The following is a 20869-nucleotide window of genomic DNA, read 5'->3' as shown; positions in this document are numbered from 1 at the left end:
CCTCATGGAAAGCGCTACGCGCGCTTTTCAGTTCCGAACCACGAACGCGTCCGGCGCGCCATGCGACCAAGCCGCCTGCAGCATCTCGTCCAGGCTGCCATGGCCGTCCGGGTAGAGATTGACCGAATACCAGTCCTTGCCCTCGAATTCGGAGCGCTGGATTTCGGTCTTGCCGAAGCCGGAAAGCTGGGCTGCCACACGGTTCGCCTCGGCGGCATCGTCGAACGAGCCCGCCGCGACATAGTCCGTCGGCGATTCCCCTGAAGGAGCTTGCCGCTTCCACGATTGAAGAATTTCGGCGGGCGACATGCCGGTGCCATCCAGCGCGGCAAAGACATTGGAGCCGCGCTGCACGCGTTCGTCCGCGTAAGACAGCGACGCCACGGTGAACGGCGACTGCGCCGGCAGATTGATCTCCGGGCGTTCCGGCACGATCGGCCCGAAATCGGGCAGCGTCACAGTGCCAGCGGCCGACGCCTGCGCCGACGTGACCGGTGGTGCCGATGCGGAATTCGTCAACTGACCGGGAAATGGAGCAGCGGCAGCGGCCAACGCCGTGCTCGGCGACGGTCCATTCATGGCGATCATGACGCCGGTGGGCAAGCCGTCCGACGGATCCGGCGCCCTGTTGCCGGGGTTGTAGGAGGCCATCAGATACTGGTCGTCCTTGCCGTCGAGCGGCGCGCGGCCAACATATTCGACCTTCACCTTAGCCGTGCCGCTGTTGGCATAGTCGAGCATTTCGGCGGCACGTTTCGACACATCGATGATGCGTCCGTCATGGTAGGGTCCGCGGTCGTTGACGCGCACGATGACCGAACTGCCGGTTTTCATGTTGGTGACCCGGGCATAGCTCGGCAGCGGCATGGTCGGATGTGCGCCGGTCAGGTGGGTCATGTCGTAGACTTCGCCGTTGGCAGTCAGCCGACCGTGGAAGGCGTCGCCATACCAGGAGGCGAGACCCACCTTGGCGTAGCGCTTGTCTTCCTTCGGATAATACCACTTGCCGCGCACCTGATAGGGCTTGCCCAGCTGGTCGCGCCCGCCGCCGCGCTGCAGGCCGGACTTCTTGAAGGTAACGCGCGGGCTGGCCTTTACGCCATATTCGGATTCGGCAAAATATTCCTTGGAGCGAGGCTTCGTGTTGACCATCGCCTTCGGCTGTGGCGGGGCGGCGCAAGCCGCCAGCAAGGCAGCCGACAGGGCAAACAACGTGAAAGCGCAAGCGCGACGAAGATGCGGGCGCGCCGTGCTCTGCATGTTTCGATTGTCCCCTCTTAACAGGCACCGCAACTTGACTGTCGGCAGGGCTAAACCCCTCGACAAGCTAGCGCCACCCTGATTCGCTATCCCTTTTGCGCAGGAATTGTTTATCAGCCTATTAACCGATTATGGTCGGAACCGGGCGAGATTGTGGCACAAACGGTGCCAGGCGATCGCTGTGAAAAACCGCTGCTTTTCGGTCGTCGGCGCCATGCTGTTCGTCCCGCTTCAGCCCTGCCGTCAAGCGCCCATGTTCTGCCGTTGGCACGAACGGGCCACGGCCGGTTGACAGGACTTCACCGGGCGCACTAGAGCAATGAAGCCCGAACGATCTCCGGGTGGCGCAGCAGCGCCAACAGGCACGAGTTGAGATCAGGACGAGCATCCAAGTGGTTGAAAAATCACGACGGAGGGATGGCCGAGCGGTTTAAGGCACCGGTCTTGAAAACCGGCGTGGGTGCAAGCCCACCGTGGGTTCGAATCCCACTCCCTCCGCCAGATGCCATTGATATCGCTGGATAATCTACAACATCAGCATACCTACGCCCAATTCTGCGCACAGGTTGCTTCGCTTCTGACCCTGCCCCATAAGCTTGGAAACAAGAGCGGTGCTCAGTGCTCTCGGCCGAGCAATGCCAACTCATCCGGCTTCGTCGCCTCCGGAAAATCGCATGCGTTCCGAGCCAACGTGGCGAGATGAGCTGTGATTCCAGTAACCTGACGCAGGGATTATTCTCCGGGATCGTCGACGAGGCAGCCGGCGCCATGACAACCCTGATAGTTGCCATGCTCGTCAAAGTTGGGCTCACCCTGCTTGTCGAACTGGGGAGTGTTGTCGACAGCGCTATCCGGGTCGTCGACCATGCAGCCGACGCCATGGCAACCATTGTAGCCGTTGTCTGGTCGATAATTGCTGGTCCTGTGATGATGCTTCCGGTTTGCGTCTTCGGCCATCCCTTCGACGAGCGCGCCTAATATGGCTCCGCCAACCACAGCACCTACGTCATGTCCCCGATGATCATACATTCGCGCATTGGGATCGAATGTGTCCCCGCGACCGTGATGATAGCCGGCAACATCGGCAAAAATCCCTTGGCATCCCTGGGCGACCCAGATGTACTTGCTCTTCGGATTATAACCCCAGGTACGATTGAGGATGCAGGCGGTGCCCGATATCTGATGAATCAACTGCGGCTGCCTCAAAGGGCCGGCGAAACACTCGTCGTACTGGTAGTGCCTAGAGTGGCACTCGACGGTCGACTGCGCCCGGGCCTCCGAAACGAGCATGGGCGCCGCAAACGCGGCAGCCGCTAAAGCCACGTATCTGAACATATCAAGCACCTCCTGCATTGTCTTCAAGCGTTGATCGCAATGATCTTGATCGTATCGGACCGGCCTCAACAGCTTAGCCGAAGATAACTCGGATGATGCAAGCTGTATGTAGCTTCATGATTAAAATCATGTTATCTCAAAGCTAAATCGTCATTGAATGAATTGTCTTTCGAACGGCTTATATTAGCCATAGCGAACGGATCTTGATTCCGAAGCCTGCGGCAACAGGATCTAATGGCCGGCGTTGCTACAATGGCCCTGCAAGAGGAGCTGCCGGCCGGGTTCTCCAAAGCTGGTAGCCTCCGAATCTTGGTTCACAGATTTGGGAAAGGCCCTCGGGTCAGGCCCGGCAAGGCGGATGAGGTAAACTTGCGTTACCTGCGATCAAATTCAAACCCAAGTGGTTTGAGTTTGATCGCAACTGCAGGAATAGAGAAGGACCGTCTGGCGAACGTCCAGGACCGGAGCACGAAAGCCACCTGACGCGATGACCACGACGACTGAAGACATATACCGGCCGCTGGCGTTAGCGACGCGGTTGCTTTTCCAGTGCTGGCCCCAACTATTGCTTGTCGGCTGCCTTGGTGTGATCGTTCGTGATCTGCTGCTTCAGGGCGCCGTGACGATCGGCCTCCAATTCCCACTGGGCGGAATGGTCATGCTGTCGCTGGTGATTCTCGCCAAGCTGACGGTACTGGTCATGATGTTCGTGGTGCTCCGGCCGCACATGCCGGCGGTGGCGGCACTGAGACAAAAAAGCAAAAAGGGAGCGGACGATAACAAGCGCGAGCCGATCCTGGCGATTACCGCGGCCGCGATCCTGCCGTTCTTCGCCTACTATGCCGCCTGGGGTTTTCTCGGCGATACGGTCCGCGAGTATTCGCGCATGGCGCTGGCCCAGGCCGAACTCGGCAAGAGCGTCGACATTTTCGCCATTCTTCAGTCGAGCGGCGTGGTACTGTCGATCGTCATTTGCTGGCTGGTGCGTTTTGCCGCCAAGCGACTGAATGCGCGCGCCTCTCACCCTTACTGGCGGTTGCTGATCGTGGCGACCGACGCAACTTGGGTCTTTATCGGCCTCTACGCGCTCGGCGAATGGAAAGACCAGTTCATCCGCTGGCTTGGCGCAGGCGCTGCGCTGCAACAGCTCAGCCTCGATTTGCTAGCGCCGGTAAGTGAGGCGGTTGCGGCCGACCAGTTCGTTCCCGTGGAATTCCGGCCGCTTCCCTTCGGAGAGCAGCTTCAGAATCTTTTCTTTTTCGCATTGCTGCCGATTGTCTGGCTGGTGATGGCAGCAATCATCAACGGCTACGAGCTTTCCGCGCCGGCCGCCTCCGCTCCGGCGCCATCGCGCACGATATCATGGCAGAAGTGGCTGAAGGATTTCGCGGCCCATTTCGTTGGCGGCTATCGCAGCCGCTACTCGCCGGTTTGGACTTGCCTCAAGCTGACGCTCAGTGCCGGCCTCGCAACGCTTGTCACCTTCGTCATCGCCTATCAGGCCATCTCCTGGGCCGGCGCCTGGATGTGGTATGGCCTGACAAGGCTGATCGGAGCGCATGATCTCGCAACATGGCAGATCTTCGCCGACACGATCAGCCTGTTCATAGGCAGCCCAAGCGACCTCGACGGGGGAATCCTGCTCGACCCGATCCGGGTCGCGCTGCTTGCAGCCGTGCTTGAGACCGCAGTCGCCATGGCTGGCGAACCGAACGACCTCAGGTCCGCGGTTCGCTGACGCTGAGATAATTCGGCAGCGCCGAATAGAGGGTGATCGACAGTGTGAGGTTGCTTGCCGCAGGCGGGATCGAAAAGCTGGCAGCCATCCGTGCCGGCTTGCCAGGTTCCGCCGCCGCGAATGCGCTGCCGCCACACAGAGACCGTTGCTGGGCCTCCGGATATTGCTTCCTGACCACCGGATCGGCAAACAGGGTTGGCTGCCATTCGCGACCGCTTCCATCGGAAAGCCCCACCTTGCATGGAACGACGCCGAGCGCTTTCGGGTCGGCAGCGAGAGCCTCGAATTCGGCCAGGACGACGGCGCTTCCCTTGCTACCTGCCAGCCTGGTGAAGCGCGTCACGGTCCAGCTTGCGCCGGCATAGTCGATCGGTTGCCCCAAGGTCACAGAGACCGGCTGACGCACATGTTGGGCGCGCCAGTCCTTGATGCTCCCCCACGTTTGCGCGGCGAGCGCAGCGGGCAGCGCAACCACCAGCGCCATCATGCTCAGCCAGTAACGTCGCCGCGTTGACATCACCTTTGCGGGAGAACTGTCCATGGTGGTCCTTCCTGGTTGCGGCGGATGGCGATCGCGGGCTCGATGTCCTTGCCGGAAACGTTCGTGGCGATGCGAATCTCATCGTCGAGCGGTAGCAATTTGGTGCGTGCGACCACCACGGTCCCGCCGGCGACGGCGTCCTCCGGCACCTCGAACACCAGAAGGATACGGCGTGGCAGGCCGGGCTGGTAGGCATTACCCGGCATCATTTCGATCGTCGCCGGCACCCGGTCAGTCAGGACATAACGGACGCCGCTGGCGCTCAGCCACTCGCCCGAAGTGAGACCCAAGGTCTCGAATTTCGCCTCGGCTTCGCCTTCGACCACAACCCATACGCCGGAACTCGTGTAGGTCTTTGACTTCCCGAAGGTCTCGACGTTGAGAACCCGCGCCACCCTGGCGCTATCCAGCGAAAGCGCAAACGCGCGAGCCTCCACACGCTTGTTCATGCCGCCCGAAGAGACGATCGGCGATGTAATGTCGCTGTAGAGCGGACGCGTATGCTGCATACCGTAGAGCACGGCGGCAGCGAACAGCAGCGCAAGCACCGAACGCACCATGCGCATCATGGCGCCTTCCCCACCGGCAGATCGACCGTCGCAACGGGATCGCGGTCGTACCACCCGCTTGCACCGTAGAGATTGTCGCGCAGCTTGTAGATCTGGCCGTTGACGGTGATCGTCACCTTGTCCGGCACGGGCACACCGGCCGGCCACTCCCAAGCCATCGTCGCGCGTTCCGGCATGTTGGGGTTGAAATATCCCGCCAGATACTTGTCGCGGTCGAGATAAACCGTTGGCATCGGCAGCTTTTGCGCCGGGGCGTTGAGGGTGACAGCGCGGTAGAGCACATTGTTTGGCGTGGCGGAACGGTTCACCACGTCCAGATCCACCATCAGAAGCTGCACAGGTTGCGATGGGGGAACGCCTGTCGGCGGCACGGTTCCGACACGTGCCGTTCGCAAGGTGACGAACCAGCGACCGGTATCGATCTGCTGGCCTGCTTGAACAACAGGCACCTTTGGCGGATGGGCAGCCTCGTAGAGCGTCATCGAAAACGAGATTGCCGATGCGGCCAGTCCACCCAGACCAGCGATCAAAAAAGCGTACAGTCTTTGCCGTACTGTCGTTCGTGTCAGTTCCGTCATGCGCGGCGCGGTATGCGATGGTTCTCAGGGCAGCCTTATACGATGCGAGCCACACCATCGGACAATAATTGTTACATCGTTAAACAGCAGCGCTTGCCCCTTTGACTAGGTTCAGCACCGCTGTAACCACCCTCGCAATCGGGTCCTTGGTGACCCACCCAACCATTCGAAGAGGCGCCGAGCTCGGCACGACGCCAACGCGGCCAGCTCGTAGCCGTCCGGATCGGAGAAATGGAAGCCGCCGCCGCCCGGGAAGGAATAGGCGGACCTCCCGCCGGCCTCCTCGACGCGGCGCGGGGTCTCCTAAGGTTCTCGGCATGCCTCGTCCCGTTTTGGCACGATCGGATTGGCATCTAAATTGCAAATTGAGACTCGCCGAGTTGGGGCCGAAATCGGTCTGGTACATTCGAAGCGGGGCTCGCTGAATGGCGGGCGAACTTCTTCGGTCGCTATGTGAGCGCCTTCATATCAGTTTCACATAGGACGGCTTTGAATGGTGTCGCCAGAGCGCTGGCGAGGGAGATGGAAATGGGTTTAGCCGAAAACTTGTCTGATGTTTCGCTCACATTCGCTTGTCCGGATTGCTCGCATCCGACTGCAAGGAAGGGCTCTGCGCTGAGAACAATCGCACACATCAGATGCGACGGATGTAATGCCAAGGTGCGGATCACCTATCCGCAGAAGCTAGCGATCTTCGAAAAGCACAAGCTACTAGCCACCCAAGGCGCCTTGCGATTGGCTATTGTTTAGGCCTAGGCAGCGACTAGCAGGACCTCAACAGCACGTTGCTTTCTCGCTTAGCTTGTCCTTATCCTTCCAGCGGCATGAGTCGCAGTAGGGAGAATGGTCGCGCCTTCCTCGGTGGTGCGGGACATGCAGGAAGGACAATTGATGGGGGCGCCGGATCCGGTCCGGCGCCCCTCTCCACCTCCTCACTTGTCCGACCACACCGCCAGTTCGTAGCCGTCCGGATCGGAAAAATGGAAGCGGCGGCCGCCGGGGAACGAGTAAGCCGGCTTGACGATCTTCCCGCCTGCCTCCTCGACGCGATGCCTGGTCTCGTCGAGCTTGTCCGCATAGAGGATCACCAGCGGACCGCCTGCCGCCTTGTTCTGGCCGCCGAGAGCGAAGCCGCCGGTCAGGCGGCCGTCGCTGAACTCGCAATAGCTCGGCCCGTAGTCCTTGAAGGACCAGCCGAAGGCCGTGCCGTAGAAGTCGCGCGAGCGCGCTATGTCGCCGACCGAGAACTCGATATAGTCTATGCACTTGTCGTTGCTGGATTTGGCCATGATCTTCTCCTTTCGTGGTTTTTGGGAGCTCAGCGTTCGAGCATTGTCTTCAGGGTGTTGAGGTCGCGCTGCACAGCTTCGGCGTCGGCAGCGAATATCTCGTCCGTCATGCCAGGCATCCTCAAGAGCACGAACGTGACCTCCGCGCCGGTCCCATTGGGAACCACGCGCACCGCATTGCGGGTTTCCTTGCGCTCGGCAAATACGATGTGATCGAGGACACCGAATTCATTGGGCGGGGAGAAGCGGATGCGGATAACCCGGCCATCGGGGTCCTCCGCCGTCCATTCCTCGCCCGATCTTTCGAAGCGTCTGCCGAGGCCTGCCGCCCAGCGCTGGAAATTCTCCGGGATGGAGGCGAAGTCGTAGACTTCGCGCCAATCCCGGTCGATGGACACGGTGATGATGCGGGATTTGTGGATGGTCATATCTGCCTCCTTTCCAATGAAGGCAGACTAGGCGGAGTTGGCGGTGGCGTATTGAACGAAACGGCCAGCTCAGGCGCCGAACTGTCGCAGAACCGCCGCGGGCGAGAACCCGGACAGGCGCCGCACCTCACGCGTGAGATGTGCCTGGTCGGAATAACCGGCTTCGAACGCAAGATCGACAAGGCGCGGCGCGGCGGACTGCCGCGCCAGGTTCAGAAACCGCTGGAAGCGGAGAATGCGGTCGAGCGTCTTTGGACCATAGCCGAAAGCCTCTTGGCAGCGTCGGCGAAGCGTTCGCGGGCTGACGTCGAGCCGGTCGAGGATGACCGCCATCCCCGGGCCGGCGGATTCGGTTTTCAGGGCGTTGAAGGCAAATCCCATGTCCGGAGGCGGCGGCTCGATCTCGGGTGCGAGCTTGGAGAGCGCACCTTGCATCGCCTGCATTCGCTCCGCCGTGGAGGATGCATCACCAATTCTCTGGGCGATTTCACGCGCCAGCGCTCCCCAGAAGTGGCTGAGCGCCACCCGGCCGCCGACGATCTCCGACATCGGCAGGCCAAGCCACCGGCTTGCCGCACCCGGCCGGAAACGGGTGCCGATCACGGTAGAGCCGGGTGTCAGCGTAGAGAGGGCTACGGCCACGTCGGGACCCGCCACGACCAGATCCCCGTCGATCCAGGTGATGTCGACGCAGCCGTCGGGGACCACGGCCGACAAGCTCCCCGCGTCCCGTCGCAATGTATTGGACCAGACACACTGGAAATGCCTTTCGAGTACGGCCGGAGGATTGAACTCGCGGTATTCCCCAATCGCCCCGGAAAGGATGGGCGCTCCGGAAAGGACGGGTGTATTGTCGCCAGGCGTCACGGGCCTCTCCTGTGAGGAACGCTTTCGCAGGGATCGCAGTCTTCGGTCCCGAAATCTATTGCGATGGCGGCTTGCTTCAACCCCTGTTGTGGTTCTCGATCAAGCCTGCCCGGTATGGTTGCCATGCCAGGCGCCGGTGGGCGAAGTCCGTGACCCTGGCGCCTGCGCGCGACGCGGGCCATCAGCCGATGATCCGCGGCGATTGCCGCATGACATCATTTTTACTACTCCTATGCCTGCAGAGGACCGCTTGGCATGAGCATTTTCGACAGATTTTCCTTGGCTGACCGTGTCGCGCTCGTCACCGGAGGCGGGCGCGGGCTCGGCTTCGAGATCGCGCGCGCCTTTGCCGATGCGGGAGCCCATGTGGTTGTGACCGGACGTACGGCAGCGGTGCTCGACGGCGCCGTCGCCGCCATTGCAGAAGGCGGCGGCAGTGCTGAGGCGGCAGTCTTCGACGTAGCAGACGTGGCGGCCGGCCGGACCGCCATCGCGGACGTCCACAAGGCTCGCGGTCGGCTCGATATCCTCGTCAACAATGTCGGCGCCCGCGACAGGAGGCCGCTTGCCGCGTTCGACGACGACGATATCCTTGATCTGATCCGGACCGATCTGCTTTCGGCGATCTATCTGTCGCGGGATGCGGCGGAAATCATGAAGGCGCAAGGATATGGCCGGCTGATCTCTGTCACCTCGATCGTCGGCGAGATGGCACGTCCCGGCGATGCCGTCTATCCCGCCGCCAAGCAGGGGTTGACCGGCCTGATGCGCAGCATGGCCGTCGAATACGGCGCGCATGGTGTAACCAGCAACGCCGTTGCCCCGGGGATGTTCGCAACCGAGACCAATGCCGCGCTGGCAGAGGATCCCGACATGCTTTCCTTCGCCCGCCAGCGGGTTCCGCTGCAACGCTGGGGACGGCCGGAGGAAATCGCCGGCGCCGCCCTTTTCCTAGCCAGCGATGCGGCATCCTTCGTCAACGGCCATGTGCTGACCGTCGACGGCGGAATGTCCGTGCAGATGTGACGATTGCACGGCAGGTGTCAAAACCCCGTTCAGGGCGTCTTCATGGTTCTTGGCTTCTGTCGGAACGGGATGATTGCTTTCTCCACCCAAATATGATGCTCCTCGCGCCCATGAAGAAGCTCTGTCTTACGGTTCTGGCGTCGGTGACGCTGTCGTGGCCGGCTAGCGCGATGGATAGCGCCTTGCGCGCCGGCTTGTTGAAACTCGATCCGCAAACCCGGCTCGAACAGCGATGTGATGCCGAAGTGCTCGACCGGATTACCCATGACGACCGCAAATACAAAGCCGATCGCGTGGTCGCCTACGCTTTTGCGATGCCCGAGATGAGCACAGATGCAATCACAAGCCCAGGGGCAGCCTTCCGCAGCAAGGGGCAATGGTACCGGCTGAAATACAAGTGTCAGACGGCACCGGACCATATGCAGGTTCTGGATTTTCGCTATCGGATCGGCGAGGAGATTCCCGAATCCGACTGGTCGAAATACAACCTCTACGACTAGCCTGTCCCGATCATGGCAGCTTTCGCCTGCTGGCGATTGCCGCCGCGATCAGGCAGTTTGCCGTCTTTGTCGCCGAGCAGTCTTGACGCGCGGGAACCATACACGTTAGGCGTTCGGGCACCCCACGCGAACGATTGGCGACCAAGCAAGGAAATTCCAGCTGATGGAAATTTTTACCGCCGCTGGCCTATCGGCCCTGCTTCAGGTCATTGCCATCGACCTTGTGCTTGCCGGCGACAATGCCATCGTCATCGGCCTTGCCGCGGCAGGCCTGCCGTCGGACCAGCGCAAGAAGGCGATTCTCGTCGGCATTGCGGCGGCCACCGTGCTTCGCATCTTTTTTGCCCTGATCACCCAGTGGCTGCTCACAATCGGCCCCATTCTTCTCATAGCCGGCGGCCTGCTGCTGCTTTGGGTGTGCTGGAAGATGTGGCGCGAACTCCGTGTCAGCCACGAGCAGGAACATGACGCGACGGAATCGTTGTCGAATGTCGATTACGACAAAAGCGGGACGATTGGCGGCAAGGGACCGCGCAAGACCTTCGCTCAGGCAGCCTGGCAGATCGTCATCGCCGACGTTTCGATGTCGCTCGACAACGTTCTCGCAGTCGCAGGCGCAGCGATGGACCATCCGACGGTCCTGATCATTGGTTTGGCGCTGTCGATTGCATTGATGGGTTTCGCCGCTTCGTTTGTCGCACGCCTCCTGCACAAGTACCGCTGGATTGCTTATATCGGCCTCGTGATCATTCTCTACGTCGCCGTAAAGATGCTTCTGGATGGTGCCGTGCAGCAGTTCCCCGACCAGTTTGCATTCCTGGCGCCCTGGTTCGGGCCAGGCGGTCATTGAACCTGATCCTTGGCAGTGCAGGTCCGCACGAGCGCACCAGCCACTCCTCGGTTTGCTTGACTGCCGAACTATGCTATTGCGCCGTGCAAATTGAGCTTCTGCGAAAGTTCAAAAGATCAACATGTATCGAGACTTCCGGGCCGGGCCTCAGGGTTTCCGGCCCGCGTCCATTGGAAACCGCATATGTCCGCCCCTCGCGTCAGCTTCGTCAGTCTTGGATGCCCGAAAGCGCTCGTTGATTCAGAGCGCATCATCACGCGTCTTCGCGCCGAAGGCTACGAAATCGCGCGCAAGCATGACGGCGCCGATCTGGTCGTCGTAAACACCTGCGGTTTTCTCGACTCGGCTCGCGACGAATCGCTCAATGCCATCGGCTCCGCCCTTTCGGAGAACGGCAGGGTCATCGTCACCGGTTGCCTCGGCGCCGAACCGGACGTCATCCGCGAAAGACACCCAAACGTTCTCGCCATCACCGGTCCGCAGGCCTACGAGAGCGTGATGGCTGCCGTGCATGAGGCCGCGCCCCCGAGCCACGATCCCTATGTCGACCTGTTGCCGCCGCAAGGCGTCAAGCTCACGCCACGCCACTACGCCTATCTCAAGATTTCGGAAGGCTGCAACAACCGCTGCACCTTCTGCATCATCCCGGCGCTGCGCGGCGATCTCGTCTCGCGGCCAGCCGCCGACGTGCTGCGCGAAGCCGAGAAACTGGCCAAGGCCGGAGTCAAGGAAATCCTGGTCATTTCGCAAGATACCAGCGCCTACGGTATCGACATCAAATATCAGACCAGCATGTTTGGCGACCGCGAAGTGCGGGCAAAGTTCCTCGATCTGTCGGAGGAGCTCGGCAAGCTCGGCGTCTGGGTGCGTATGCACTATGTCTATCCCTACCCGCATGTCGCCGATGTCATTCCGCTGATGGCTGAAGGAAAGATCCTTCCCTATCTGGACATCCCATTCCAGCACGCCTCACCGCAGGTGCTGAAGAATATGCGCCGGCCCGCCCATGGCGAAAAGACGCTCGACCGCATTCGCGGCTGGCGCGAAATCTGTCCGGATCTGGCCATCCGCTCCACCTTCATCGTCGGCTTCCCCGGCGAGACGGACGACGATTTCGAGATGCTGCTCGACTGGCTGGACGAAGCCAAGATCGATCGCGCCGGCTGTTTCAAATACGAGCCGGTCAGGGGCGCCCGTTCCAACGACCTCGGCCTCGAACAGGTACCGCGGGAGATCAAGGAGGCGCGCTGGCATCGCTTCATGCAGCGCCAGCAGAAGATCTCGGCGACGCAACTCGTCAGGAAGGTCGGCAAGCGCCTGCCTGTGCTGATTGACGAGGCGCATGGCACCTCGGCCAAGGGCCGTACCAAATACGACGCGCCTGAAATCGACGGCTCTGTGCATATCCAGTCGCGGCGCCCGTTGCGCGCCGGTGACATCGTCACCGTCAAGATCCACCGCGCCGACGCCTACGATCTCTACGGCTCAGCTGTCTGACGCAGCTCGCTGTAAACGAAAGGGCGCCGCGGGGCGCCCTTTCCTGTCAAGATCTTGGCCCTGTCAAAATTTTGGCGTGTCAATATCTTTGCCTGTCAGGATTTTGGTCTCCGCTAGCGCTTACTTCGGCAGCTTGTCGTCGACGCCCTTGATGTAGAAATTCATGCCAAGCAGCGTGGCGTCAGTAGCGACCTCGCCCTCTTTCAGCCATGGCGTTCCGTCCTGCTTTGCGATCGGCCCGGTGAAGGGGTTCCATCCCTCGACGATCTTCTTTTCAGTGGCTTGCGCCATCGCCTTCACGTCATCGGGCATGTTGGTGTAAGCGGCCATTTTAACAGCGCCGTCTTTGATGCCCAGCCAAACATTGCCCGGCTTCCAAGTGCCGTCGAGCACGGCCTTCACCCGGCTGATATAATACGGGCCCCAATCGTCGACGATCGAGGTCAACTGCGCCTTGGGGGCAAACTTGATCATGTCCGAAGACTGACCGAACCCCTGCAGCCCGCGCTCTTCGGCGACTTGCAGGGCGGCGGTCGAGTCGGTGTGCTGGACGATGATGTCGGCACCCTGGTCGAACAGAGCCTTGGCGGCGTCGGCTTCCTTGCCCGGATCGAACCATGAATTGACCCAGACGATCTTCGCCTTGAAGTTCGGGTTGACCGACTGGGCGCCGAGCATGAAGGAATTGATGCCCATCACCACTTCGGGGATCGGAAACGAAACGACGTAGCCGGCGACGCCCGACTTCGATTGCTTGGCTGCGATCTGGCCGAGGATGTAGCGGCCTTCGTAGAACCGCGCGTTGTAGATGCCGAGGTTGTCCGACGTCTTGTAGCCGGTCGCGTGCTCGAATTTGACGTCGGGGAATTTCTTGGCGACCTTCACTTCGGGGTCCATGAAGCCGAAGGAGGTGCCGAAGATAATCTTGCATCCTTCGCGTGCCAGGCGCTCGAAAGCACGAGCGGCATCGGGACCCTCGGAGACGTTCTCCAGGTAGGCGGTCTCGACCTTGTCGCCGAGTGCCTTCTCTACGTCGAGGCGGCCTTGGTCATGCTGGTACGAATAGCCGAAATCGCCGATCGGGCCGGTATAGACCCAACAGGCTTTTAGCTTTTCCTGCGCCTCGGCGGTCGCCGCCAGCGACCATGCTGCCGCGGCGGCCATCAGCGCAATAAGCAGTTTTTTCATCGTGTTACCTCTCTGAGTTAAGCCTTGGAGCTTCCCGTCTGTTTTTATTGTCAACGATCCGGAACGAATGGCTGCCCCAAGGAAGCCGGTGTGTTCATCATCGTCAAACGCTTGTTGCGCGAGATTAGAACGAGAACCACGATGGTTGCCAGATAGGGCAACGAAGAAAGCAGTTGCGAGGGTACCGGAATGCCAAAAGCCTGTGCATGAAGCTGGCCGATCCATACCGCGCCGAAAATATAGGCGCCAGCCAGCAGTCGCCATGGCCGCCATGACGCGAACACGACCAGCGCCAGCGCGATCCAGCCGCGTCCGGCGGTCATGTTCTCCACCCATTGCGGCGTGTAGACCAGCGACAGGTGACCCCCGGCAAGGCCTGCACAGGCGCCGCCGAAGATCACTGAGAGATAGCGGTAGCGGATGACCTGGATGCCAAGCGCATGGGCCGATGTGTGGCTGTCACCGATCGAGCGCAGCGTGAGCCCGGTGCGGGTCTTGAACAGGAACCACATGACGGTGGCGGTCAACGCGATCGAGATATAGAAGATCGGGTCCTGGCCGAACAACAACCTGCCGATGACGGGAATCTGCGTCAGGCCGGGAATGTCGAGATTTGGCAGCCTCGCGCCGGCCAGACCGACAAAGCTGGTTCCCATCATTCCGGAAAGGCCGAGGCCGAGCAATGTCAGCGATAGTCCCGTCGCCACCTGGTTGGTGGCCAGCGACAATGTCATGACGGCGAACAGCAGCGAAAACACTGCGCCCAGGGCGATCGCTGCCAACAATCCGATCCACGGCGATCCGGTGAGATAGCCGGCGCCAAAACCGCCGACGGCGCCCATGATCATCATGCCTTCGACACCGAGATTAAGCACGCCGGAACGCTCGACCACCAGTTCTCCGATCGCCGCGATCAGCAAGGGCGTCGCCGCAGTTGCGATGGTCAAAAGAATGTTGACGGTGATGTCCATCAGCGGGCCTCCTCCAGCTTCGGCGCGGTTTCAAGCTTCGGCGTGGCAAAGCCGATCAGGCGAATGCGGTAGTGAATGAGCGTATCGCAGCCGAGCACGAAGAACAGGAGCATGCCCTGGAACACACGCGCCACCTTGTCGGAGATGCCGAGCGCGCTTTGCACCGCCTCGCCGCCGAGATAGGTCAGCGCCAGCACAAGGCCCGCCGCGACGATGCCGAGTGGATTGAGACGGCCGAGGAACGCCACAATGATGGCGGTGAAACCGTAGCCGGGCGAAATCACCGGCTGCAGCTGGCCGATCGCGCCGGAGACTTCGGAGATGCCGGCAAGTCCGGCCAGTGCACCCGACAGCATGAAAGCGAAGAACACCATCCGGTTGAGGCCGAAGCCTGCGAAGCGCCCTGCCCTGGGACTTGAGCCGAGCACGCGCACCTCAAAGCCTTTCAGCATACGGCTCATCAGGATCCAGACCAGCACCGCCGCGACCAGCGCGAAGACGAAGCCCCAATTGGCGCGGCCGGAGGCCGGCATCAGTTCCGGCAAGATGGCGGAGTCGTTGAACTGTATCGTCTGCGGGAAGTTGAAACCCTGCGGATCGCGCCAGGGACCGCGCACCAGCCAGTCGAGGAAGAGCTGCGCGACATAGACCAGCATCAGGCTGGTCAGGATCTCGTTGGTGTTGAAACGCGTCTTGAGCAAGGCGGGAATGGCGGCGTAGGCGGCACCGCCAACCACGCCGAACAGCAGCATCAGCGGCAGCACAAGCGGGCCTTCAAACTGCGGAAACAGCACCGGAATGATCGAGCCGGCGATGCCGCCCAGGATGAACTGGCCTTCCGCACCGATATTCCAGATGTTGGCCCTGTAGCAAACCGACAGGCCGACCCCGATCAGGATGAGCGGTGCCGCCTTGATCGCCAGCTCATGCAGCTGCCAGACCTGGCTAACCGGCTCGATGAAATAGATTTGAAACGCCTTCAAAGGATTGACGCCAAGCAATGCGAACAGGACGGCGCCGGCAATGATCGTCAACACGAATGCAATGAAGGGCGACAGTGCCGAGAACAGCATCGAGCGCTGTGGGCGTTTGACGAGTTCGAGGCGCATCATGACGTCTCCAAAGCGTGTTCGGCGTGCCCAGGCTCGGCGCCGCCCATCAGCAGTCCGATTTTTTCGAACGTGGCCTCAGCGATCGGCAAAGGCTTCGACAATTCGCCATTGTGCATCACCGCGATCGCGTCGGATATTTCGAACAGTTCGTCGAGATCCTGGCTGATGACCAGCACCGCCGAGCCGCTGCGTGCCAATTCGATAAGCGCCTGGCGAATGTGGGCGGCGGCACCGGCGTCGACGCCCCATGTCGGCTGATTGACGACCATGACGCCAGGCCTGCGGTCGAGTTCGCGGCCGACGATGAATTTCTGCAGATTGCCACCCGAAAGCGCCGCCGCCTCCGGGTCGGGAGCGCTCTTGCGCACATCCATCGCGTTGATGATGCGCTGGGCAGCGGCATAGATCGCATCGCTTCTGACCATTCCGCCGGCGCCGACAAACATCTTGCCGTCGGTGGCATGGCGCGACAGGAGCAGGTTTTCCGAAAGCTTCATGCGGGGTGCTGCACCGTGGCCGAGCCGCTCCTCCGGCACGAAGGCCGCGCCCATCAACCGCCTGCCGGTGATGCTGAGGCCGCCGGCATCCTTACCGCGGATGCGCACCGAGGTGGCATCCTGCTGCGGCACCTCGCCGGAAACGGATTCGAAGAACTCGCCCTGGCCGTTGCCGGCAACGCCGGCAATGCCGATCACTTCGCCGGCGCGTACCGTCAGGTTGATGTTCCTGAGCGGGATCGAGAACGGCGTTGCTGGCTTGCGGCTGAGCGCGCGGATTTCAAGCAGCGGCGGCGCGGTCTCGACACCGTCGGCCGGCGCGCGCACCACGGCCTGCACGTCGTTGCCGACCATCATGCGCGCCAGCGATGCCGCGGTTTCCTTGCGCGGGTTGCAGTGGCCAACCACCTTGCCGTGGCGCAGCACCGTGGCGCGGTCGCAGATGCGCTTGACCTCTTCCAGCCGGTGCGAAATGTAGAGGATGGACTTTCCTTCCGAGCGCAGCCGCTCGAGTGTCTCGAACAGCTTGTCGGCTTCCTGCGGCGTCAGCACTGAGGTCGGCTCGTCGAGGATGATGAGCTGCGGCGTCTGCAGGAGACAGCGGATGATCTCGATACGCTGGCGCTCACCGACCGACAGGTCGCCGACCAGCGATTGCGGGTCGAGCGGCAGGCCGTAGCTGTAGGACAGCGCCCTCGCCTTCGCTGCAATCGTGCTGATCGGCGAACCGTCATCCAATGATAGCGCGATGTTCTCGGCCGCCGTCAGCGCCTCGAACAGCGAGAAATGCTGGAACACCATGCCGATGCCGAGCTTTTTCGCAAAGCCGGGATTGGTGATCGTGACCGCTTGGCCGTTCCAGAAAATCTCGCCCGAATTGGGCTCCAGTGTTCCGAACAGCATTTTGACGAGTGTCGACTTGCCGGCGCCGTTCTCGCCGAGCAACGCGTGGATTTCGCCCTTTGCAACATTGAGGTCGACATGGTCGCACGCCGTCAGCGTGCCGAATGTCTTGGTGAGGCCACGAACCTCAAGCAGGTTTTCGCCGTCCTGATTTGCACTCACAGTGCCTCCCATCTGGTTTGCCAGACATGTTCTGTGTTCCCGCAGGCATGGTATGCGCGGCCTGCTGTCATCGCAAAGCGGCACCCGTCTTGAAAGAGCTTCAAGAATTTCAGCGGAAACCTAACGCATCGGCCAGAAAATCGAAATCGATTTTCGGAAAAGCACGATGCGCAGGCTCAGGGGATGAGAACGGTTGTCCCAGTCGTCCTGCGGCCTTCAAGGTCAGAATGAGCCCTGCCCGCGTCCTTGAGCGCATAGCGCTGGTTGATCTTGATCTTGACCGCGCCGCTGAGCACGATTTCGAACAGCGCGGCGGCGGATGCCTCCAGGTCTTCACGCTTGGCGTTGTAGACGAACAGCGTCGGACGGGTTGCGAACAGCGAACCTTTCTGCGCCAGCAACGATATGCTGAACGGCGGGATCGGCCCTGACGATTGACCGAAGCTGGCGAACATGCCGAGCGGCCTCAGGCAGTCGAGCGAGGCGGGAAAGGTGTCGTTGCCGACCGAATCATAGACGACGTCGCACTTCCTGCCGCCGGTGATTGCGATGACGCCGGCGACGAAATCCTGCTCGCGGTAGTTGATTACATGGTCGAAGCCATGCGCCTTGGCGAGCTCGATCTTGTCGGTGGAGCTGGCGGTGCCGATCACCGTTGCGCCAAGATGCTTGGCCCATTGGCCGAGGATCAGCCCGACACCGCCGGCCGCCGCGTGAAACAGGATGGTGTCGCCCGCTTTCACCTTGAAGGTACGGCGCAGCAGATATTCCGCCGTCATCCCTTTCAGCATCATGGCGGCCGCCTGTTCGTCGCTGATGCCGTCCGGCACCTTTACGATGCGGTCGGCGGCGATCACGCGCTGCTCGGCATAGGCGCCAGTCGTCACGGCGTAGGCGACGCGATCACCCGGCTTCAGCCAATCGATGTCCGCACCGACTTCCTCAACCACCCCGGCCGCCTCGCTGCCGGGTATCAGCGGGAAACCGCCCGGCGGCGGGTAAAGGCCGGAGCGATGATAGACGTCGATGAAATTGAGGCCGATGGCGGTATGCCTGACCAGGACTTGTCCCGATCCGGGTTGGCCCGGATCGGCGTCCTCATAGGTCAGAACCTCCGGACCGCCATGGGCGTGTATGCGGATCGCTTTGGACATTTTCAGGCTCTCTTGGGGGGCGCTCTTGGGTCTCAGGCTTTCCTGTCATCCGGCTTGGCGCCGAGATTTGGAAAGAGCTGCATGATACCGCCGATGCAAGCGAGGTAAAGCCCGGTGACGGTGATGCCGATCTTGGTGAAGACGCTCACCTGCTCGCCCAAGACGCCAATCTGATCGTAGAAGGCGGCGAGCGCTGCCTGCGCCAGGGCCAGCGCTCCGAAAGCGCACCACAACAGCGTCATGCCAAGATTGATCGGCCGCAGCCGCACCACCCGCACCGGATGGATGAAATTGATTGGCACAAATGTCAGGATGCCGGCCACCACGACCACGGCGAAGGAAACCCATTGTCCCGGCTCGATGACGAACAGCGTGAACACCACCATGTTCCAGACCACCGGAAACCCCTTGAAGAAATTCTCCTTCGTCTTCATGCCGGTGTCGGCATAATAGATCGCGCTCGACACAACGATAATCGCCGCTGACAGGAACGACAGGCCCTCACCCATGAAGCCGCGCTGGTAAAGCGCGAAGGCCGGTATCAGCACGTAAGTCACGTAGTCGATAATGTTATCGAGGAGTTCGCCCGACCATGTCGGCAGGATTTCCTTGACGTCGAGCTTCCTGGCGATCGGCCCGTCGATGCCGTCGACGAACAGCGCCAGCCCCAGCCACCAGAACATCGCCGTCCAGCGCTGCTCGCTCGCAGCCACCAGCGACAGGAACGCCAGGAACGAACCCGACGCGGTCAGCAGATGGACCGAAAACGCGCGCGCCTGCGGCCACGTGACTTTCTTCTTTGGCCTCGGAATCCTGTCCGTGATTTTCCTGGCCGTTGTTTTTTTGCTCACGGGCCCCGCCAGTCAAGCTTGCAGATTTCGGCCGAGCGGCCGGCAAAATTCCAGTTGCGGCCGAAAGCCCGCATCTTGCTCTTGTCGGATCTGGCCACGATGATTTCCGGTGCGATCCAGTACTCCGAATTGCTGATCACCGTATCCTTGTCGCGGTCCTTGCCTGAGATCGGCGTCACCGCTCCGTCGATGATCTTCGGGATCTGGAAGATACGCGTCCTGTCACGCGTCTCATAGGTGATCGGCGCTTGCTCGACGCCGAGGAACTTTCCGACCAGGATGGAAAGCAGCGAGGTGGTTCCGCCGGCCTTGCCGGTGAAAATCCTGGTCAGCGCCTTGACCGCATAGACTGAGGCGCGCTTGTCGATGAACAGTCCGGCGGTCCAGTTGCCACGGCTCATATAGCCGGGGATTTCCATGACCAGCCCAAGATTGAGGCCGGACAGATCGACCTCGCCGAAATAGCCGGCATCGATGCGAAACCCGGCCCAGGTCTGGCAATAGCCCTCGGTCGGCGGATGACTGCCGAGAGACAGCACGCAAGGGCAAAAAACCGTGCAATTGCAGGAAAGCACCAGCTCTCCTTTCATTGCCCAGCTTTGATCTGCCATCGAATTCTCTCCCCTCATACCGAGACTACTAGCAGGGCGGTTGCCCAGACAAGCAGTATCGCACCGGCGATCCGGGTTGGCAGCCTGCCCGCCGTCTGTTTTTCGATCAAGGTGAACAGGCCGATCAGCGCCATCCAGAACACGTTCATCACACCGACGGCGAACATCACCAGCATCAGCGCCCAGCAGCAGCCGAGGCACCAGACGCCCTGCTCCATGCCGAGCCGGAAAATGCGGCCTGGCTTCGCGCTCCAATTCGAAAACAGGACCGCGAACGGGTTTCTGCACTTTGTCAGGCAGGCTTCCTTCAGGCCGCTGAACTGGTAGAGGCCGGCAATCGAAAGCGCGGCGGCTCCGGTCGCTCCAACCACCGGATCGAGCATCTGCACAGGTGAGGCGAAGGCGTTAACGATGAGCGTCAGCACCGCGAAGGCTGCCGACGCAACCAACCACACGCTGACATATCCGGCGACCAGGATCAGCGGGTGGACGACCGGTTCGCCTTTGACCCGCGCCGTATCGGCGATCTCGCAATAGGTGCGGATCATCGGCGCCGCGGAAGGCAGCATGGTGGCAATCGCCATCAGGAACCACATGAGGACAAGCGCGCTGCCCTGTGCGCCGACGCCCCCGTCGAGCGGCGCGGGTGCAAGACAAAGAGTGAAGAAGCGCTCAAGAAAATCCGGCAGTGGCAGCTGCGGCAGATTTCTGAGCATCAAGTCGCCGGGTGCATCGGTACCAGGAATCCGGCTTTCGGCGCCACGTATCGCCATGGCGCCAAGAAGCAGCCACGCCAGGAGGACGCCCGCGCCGAAAACGAGGGTCACCGCCAGTCGAGGATTGCGCGAGATGCTCGCCGTGACACGGCCGACACGGTCGAGATGGCTGAAATCATGGTCTTGGCCGGTCATGGCAAATCGAATGGGCCGAATCGCCGCGTTG

Annotated in this window: 21 protein-coding genes, 1 tRNA gene and 1 pseudogene; 6 read left to right on the top strand and 17 right to left on the bottom strand. The window is 61.2% G+C overall.

Annotation, left to right across the window (positions count from 1 at the left end; translation table 11 throughout):
* Positions 1 to 27 precede the first annotated feature (27 nt).
* Positions 28 to 1260 carry a septal ring lytic transglycosylase RlpA family protein gene (locus ABID19_RS18050; RefSeq protein ID WP_354492332.1) on the bottom strand — a complete coding sequence of 411 codons (1233 nt, stop codon included), beginning with the start codon at positions 1258 to 1260 and terminating at the stop codon, positions 28 to 30.
* Positions 1261 to 1671: 411 nt separating this feature from the next.
* On the opposite strand from ABID19_RS18050, the gene ABID19_RS18045 reads away from it, so the two are divergent.
* Positions 1672 to 1761 (top strand) — tRNA-Ser (locus ABID19_RS18045).
* A gap of 231 nt (positions 1762 to 1992) precedes the next feature.
* Here the strand turns inward: ABID19_RS18045 and ABID19_RS18040 are convergent.
* Positions 1993 to 2595: a DUF3011 domain-containing protein gene (locus ABID19_RS18040; protein ID WP_354492331.1), complete on the bottom strand. Its 603-nt coding sequence runs from the start codon at positions 2593 to 2595 to the stop codon at positions 1993 to 1995.
* Positions 2596 to 3082: 487 nt separating this feature from the next.
* Between ABID19_RS18040 and ABID19_RS18035 the strand changes: the two genes are divergently transcribed.
* The gene (locus ABID19_RS18035) at positions 3083 to 4333 is read left to right on the top strand and encodes a hypothetical protein (protein WP_354492330.1); all 1251 of its coding nucleotides are present in this window, start codon (positions 3083 to 3085) and stop codon (positions 4331 to 4333) included.
* On the opposite strand, the gene ABID19_RS18030 is transcribed toward ABID19_RS18035, so the two are convergent.
* The 7 genes and pseudogenes from ABID19_RS18030 to ABID19_RS18000 form a co-directional block, all read right to left on the bottom strand.
* Positions 4314 to 4874 carry a hypothetical protein gene (locus tag ABID19_RS18030; RefSeq protein WP_354492329.1) on the bottom strand — a complete coding sequence of 187 codons (561 nt, stop codon included), beginning with the start codon at positions 4872 to 4874 and terminating at the stop codon, positions 4314 to 4316. The genes ABID19_RS18035 and ABID19_RS18030 overlap by 20 nt on opposite strands.
* Positions 4850 to 5443, bottom strand: a complete 594-nt coding sequence (locus tag ABID19_RS18025; RefSeq protein ID WP_354492328.1) for a hypothetical protein — start codon at positions 5441 to 5443, stop codon at positions 4850 to 4852. Before ABID19_RS18025 ends, ABID19_RS18030 begins: the two co-directional genes overlap by 25 nt.
* The gene (locus ABID19_RS18020; protein WP_354492327.1) at positions 5440 to 6021 is read right to left on the bottom strand and encodes a hypothetical protein; all 582 of its coding nucleotides are present in this window, start codon (positions 6019 to 6021) and stop codon (positions 5440 to 5442) included. The genes ABID19_RS18025 and ABID19_RS18020 overlap by 4 nt, the downstream gene beginning before the upstream one ends.
* A 201-nt stretch (positions 6022 to 6222) precedes the next feature.
* A pseudogene (locus ABID19_RS18015) lies at positions 6223 to 6324 on the bottom strand (VOC family protein); the annotation flags it as partial.
* Between the two features lie 629 nt (positions 6325 to 6953).
* Entirely contained in the window at positions 6954 to 7310 is a 357-nt protein-coding gene (locus ABID19_RS18010; RefSeq protein ID WP_354492326.1) for a VOC family protein, read from the bottom strand.
* A 29-nt stretch (positions 7311 to 7339) separates the two neighbouring features.
* Entirely contained in the window at positions 7340 to 7738 is a 399-nt protein-coding gene (locus ABID19_RS18005) for an SRPBCC family protein (RefSeq protein WP_354492325.1), read from the bottom strand.
* 69 nt (positions 7739 to 7807) lie between these two features.
* Complete coding sequence (locus tag ABID19_RS18000; protein WP_354492324.1) at positions 7808 to 8605, bottom strand: helix-turn-helix domain-containing protein; 798 nt, start codon at positions 8603 to 8605, stop codon at positions 7808 to 7810.
* 255 nt (positions 8606 to 8860) lie between these two features.
* On the opposite strand from ABID19_RS18000, the gene ABID19_RS17995 reads away from it, so the two are divergent.
* The 4 genes from ABID19_RS17995 to rimO all read left to right on the top strand — a co-directional run bounded on the left by ABID19_RS17995 (position 8861) and on the right by rimO (position 12478).
* Complete coding sequence (locus ABID19_RS17995; RefSeq protein ID WP_354492323.1) at positions 8861 to 9631, top strand: SDR family oxidoreductase; 771 nt, start codon at positions 8861 to 8863, stop codon at positions 9629 to 9631.
* 92 nt (positions 9632 to 9723) lie between these two features.
* On the top strand, positions 9724 to 10131 hold the full coding sequence (locus tag ABID19_RS17990) for a DUF930 domain-containing protein (RefSeq protein WP_354492564.1): 408 nt from the start codon (positions 9724 to 9726) through the stop codon (positions 10129 to 10131).
* 163 nt (positions 10132 to 10294) lie between these two features.
* Positions 10295 to 10981: a TerC family protein gene (locus tag ABID19_RS17985; protein ID WP_292502866.1), complete on the top strand. Its 687-nt coding sequence runs from the start codon at positions 10295 to 10297 to the stop codon at positions 10979 to 10981.
* Between the two features lie 183 nt (positions 10982 to 11164).
* Positions 11165 to 12478, top strand: coding sequence for a 30S ribosomal protein S12 methylthiotransferase RimO (gene rimO, locus ABID19_RS17980; protein ID WP_354492322.1), 1314 nt, complete (start codon positions 11165 to 11167; stop codon positions 12476 to 12478).
* Positions 12479 to 12598: 120 nt separating this feature from the next.
* Here rimO and ABID19_RS17975 read toward each other — a convergent pair whose 3' ends face one another.
* The 8 genes from ABID19_RS17975 to ABID19_RS34345 form a co-directional block, all read right to left on the bottom strand.
* Positions 12599 to 13666 carry a BMP family ABC transporter substrate-binding protein gene (locus ABID19_RS17975; RefSeq protein ID WP_354492321.1) on the bottom strand — a complete coding sequence of 356 codons (1068 nt, stop codon included), beginning with the start codon at positions 13664 to 13666 and terminating at the stop codon, positions 12599 to 12601.
* A 50-nt stretch (positions 13667 to 13716) separates the two neighbouring features.
* Positions 13717 to 14637, bottom strand: coding sequence for an ABC transporter permease (locus tag ABID19_RS17970; RefSeq protein WP_354492320.1), 921 nt, complete (start codon positions 14635 to 14637; stop codon positions 13717 to 13719).
* Positions 14637 to 15749 carry an ABC transporter permease gene (locus tag ABID19_RS17965; RefSeq protein ID WP_354492319.1) on the bottom strand — a complete coding sequence of 371 codons (1113 nt, stop codon included), beginning with the start codon at positions 15747 to 15749 and terminating at the stop codon, positions 14637 to 14639. The genes ABID19_RS17970 and ABID19_RS17965 overlap by 1 nt, the downstream gene beginning before the upstream one ends.
* Complete coding sequence (locus ABID19_RS17960) at positions 15746 to 17323, bottom strand: ABC transporter ATP-binding protein (RefSeq protein ID WP_354492318.1); 1578 nt, start codon at positions 17321 to 17323, stop codon at positions 15746 to 15748. The genes ABID19_RS17965 and ABID19_RS17960 overlap by 4 nt, the downstream gene beginning before the upstream one ends.
* Positions 17324 to 17487: 164 nt before the next feature.
* Positions 17488 to 18465 (bottom strand): quinone oxidoreductase family protein, encoded by a 978-nt coding sequence (locus ABID19_RS17955; RefSeq protein ID WP_354492317.1) that lies wholly within the window; start codon positions 18463 to 18465, stop codon positions 17488 to 17490.
* Positions 18466 to 18497: 32 nt separating this feature from the next.
* Complete coding sequence (gene pcsA / locus ABID19_RS17950; RefSeq protein WP_352930231.1) at positions 18498 to 19316, bottom strand: phosphatidylcholine synthase; 819 nt, start codon at positions 19314 to 19316, stop codon at positions 18498 to 18500.
* A complete protein-coding gene (locus tag ABID19_RS17945; protein WP_354492316.1) occupies positions 19313 to 19927 on the bottom strand; it encodes a DUF1326 domain-containing protein in 615 nt (204 codons plus the stop codon). The genes pcsA and ABID19_RS17945 overlap by 4 nt, the downstream gene beginning before the upstream one ends.
* A 14-nt stretch (positions 19928 to 19941) precedes the next feature.
* The gene (locus ABID19_RS34345) at positions 19942 to 20838 is read right to left on the bottom strand and encodes a DUF2182 domain-containing protein (protein ID WP_435528740.1); all 897 of its coding nucleotides are present in this window, start codon (positions 20836 to 20838) and stop codon (positions 19942 to 19944) included.
* Between the last annotated feature and the right edge of the window lie 31 nt (positions 20839 to 20869).

Source organism: Mesorhizobium robiniae (assembly GCF_040545535.1).
Lineage (GTDB): Bacteria > Pseudomonadota > Alphaproteobacteria > Rhizobiales > Rhizobiaceae > Mesorhizobium > Mesorhizobium robiniae.
The sequence above is the reverse complement of the archived record's forward strand: the minus strand, read 5'-3'. Positions and strand labels throughout refer to the sequence as shown.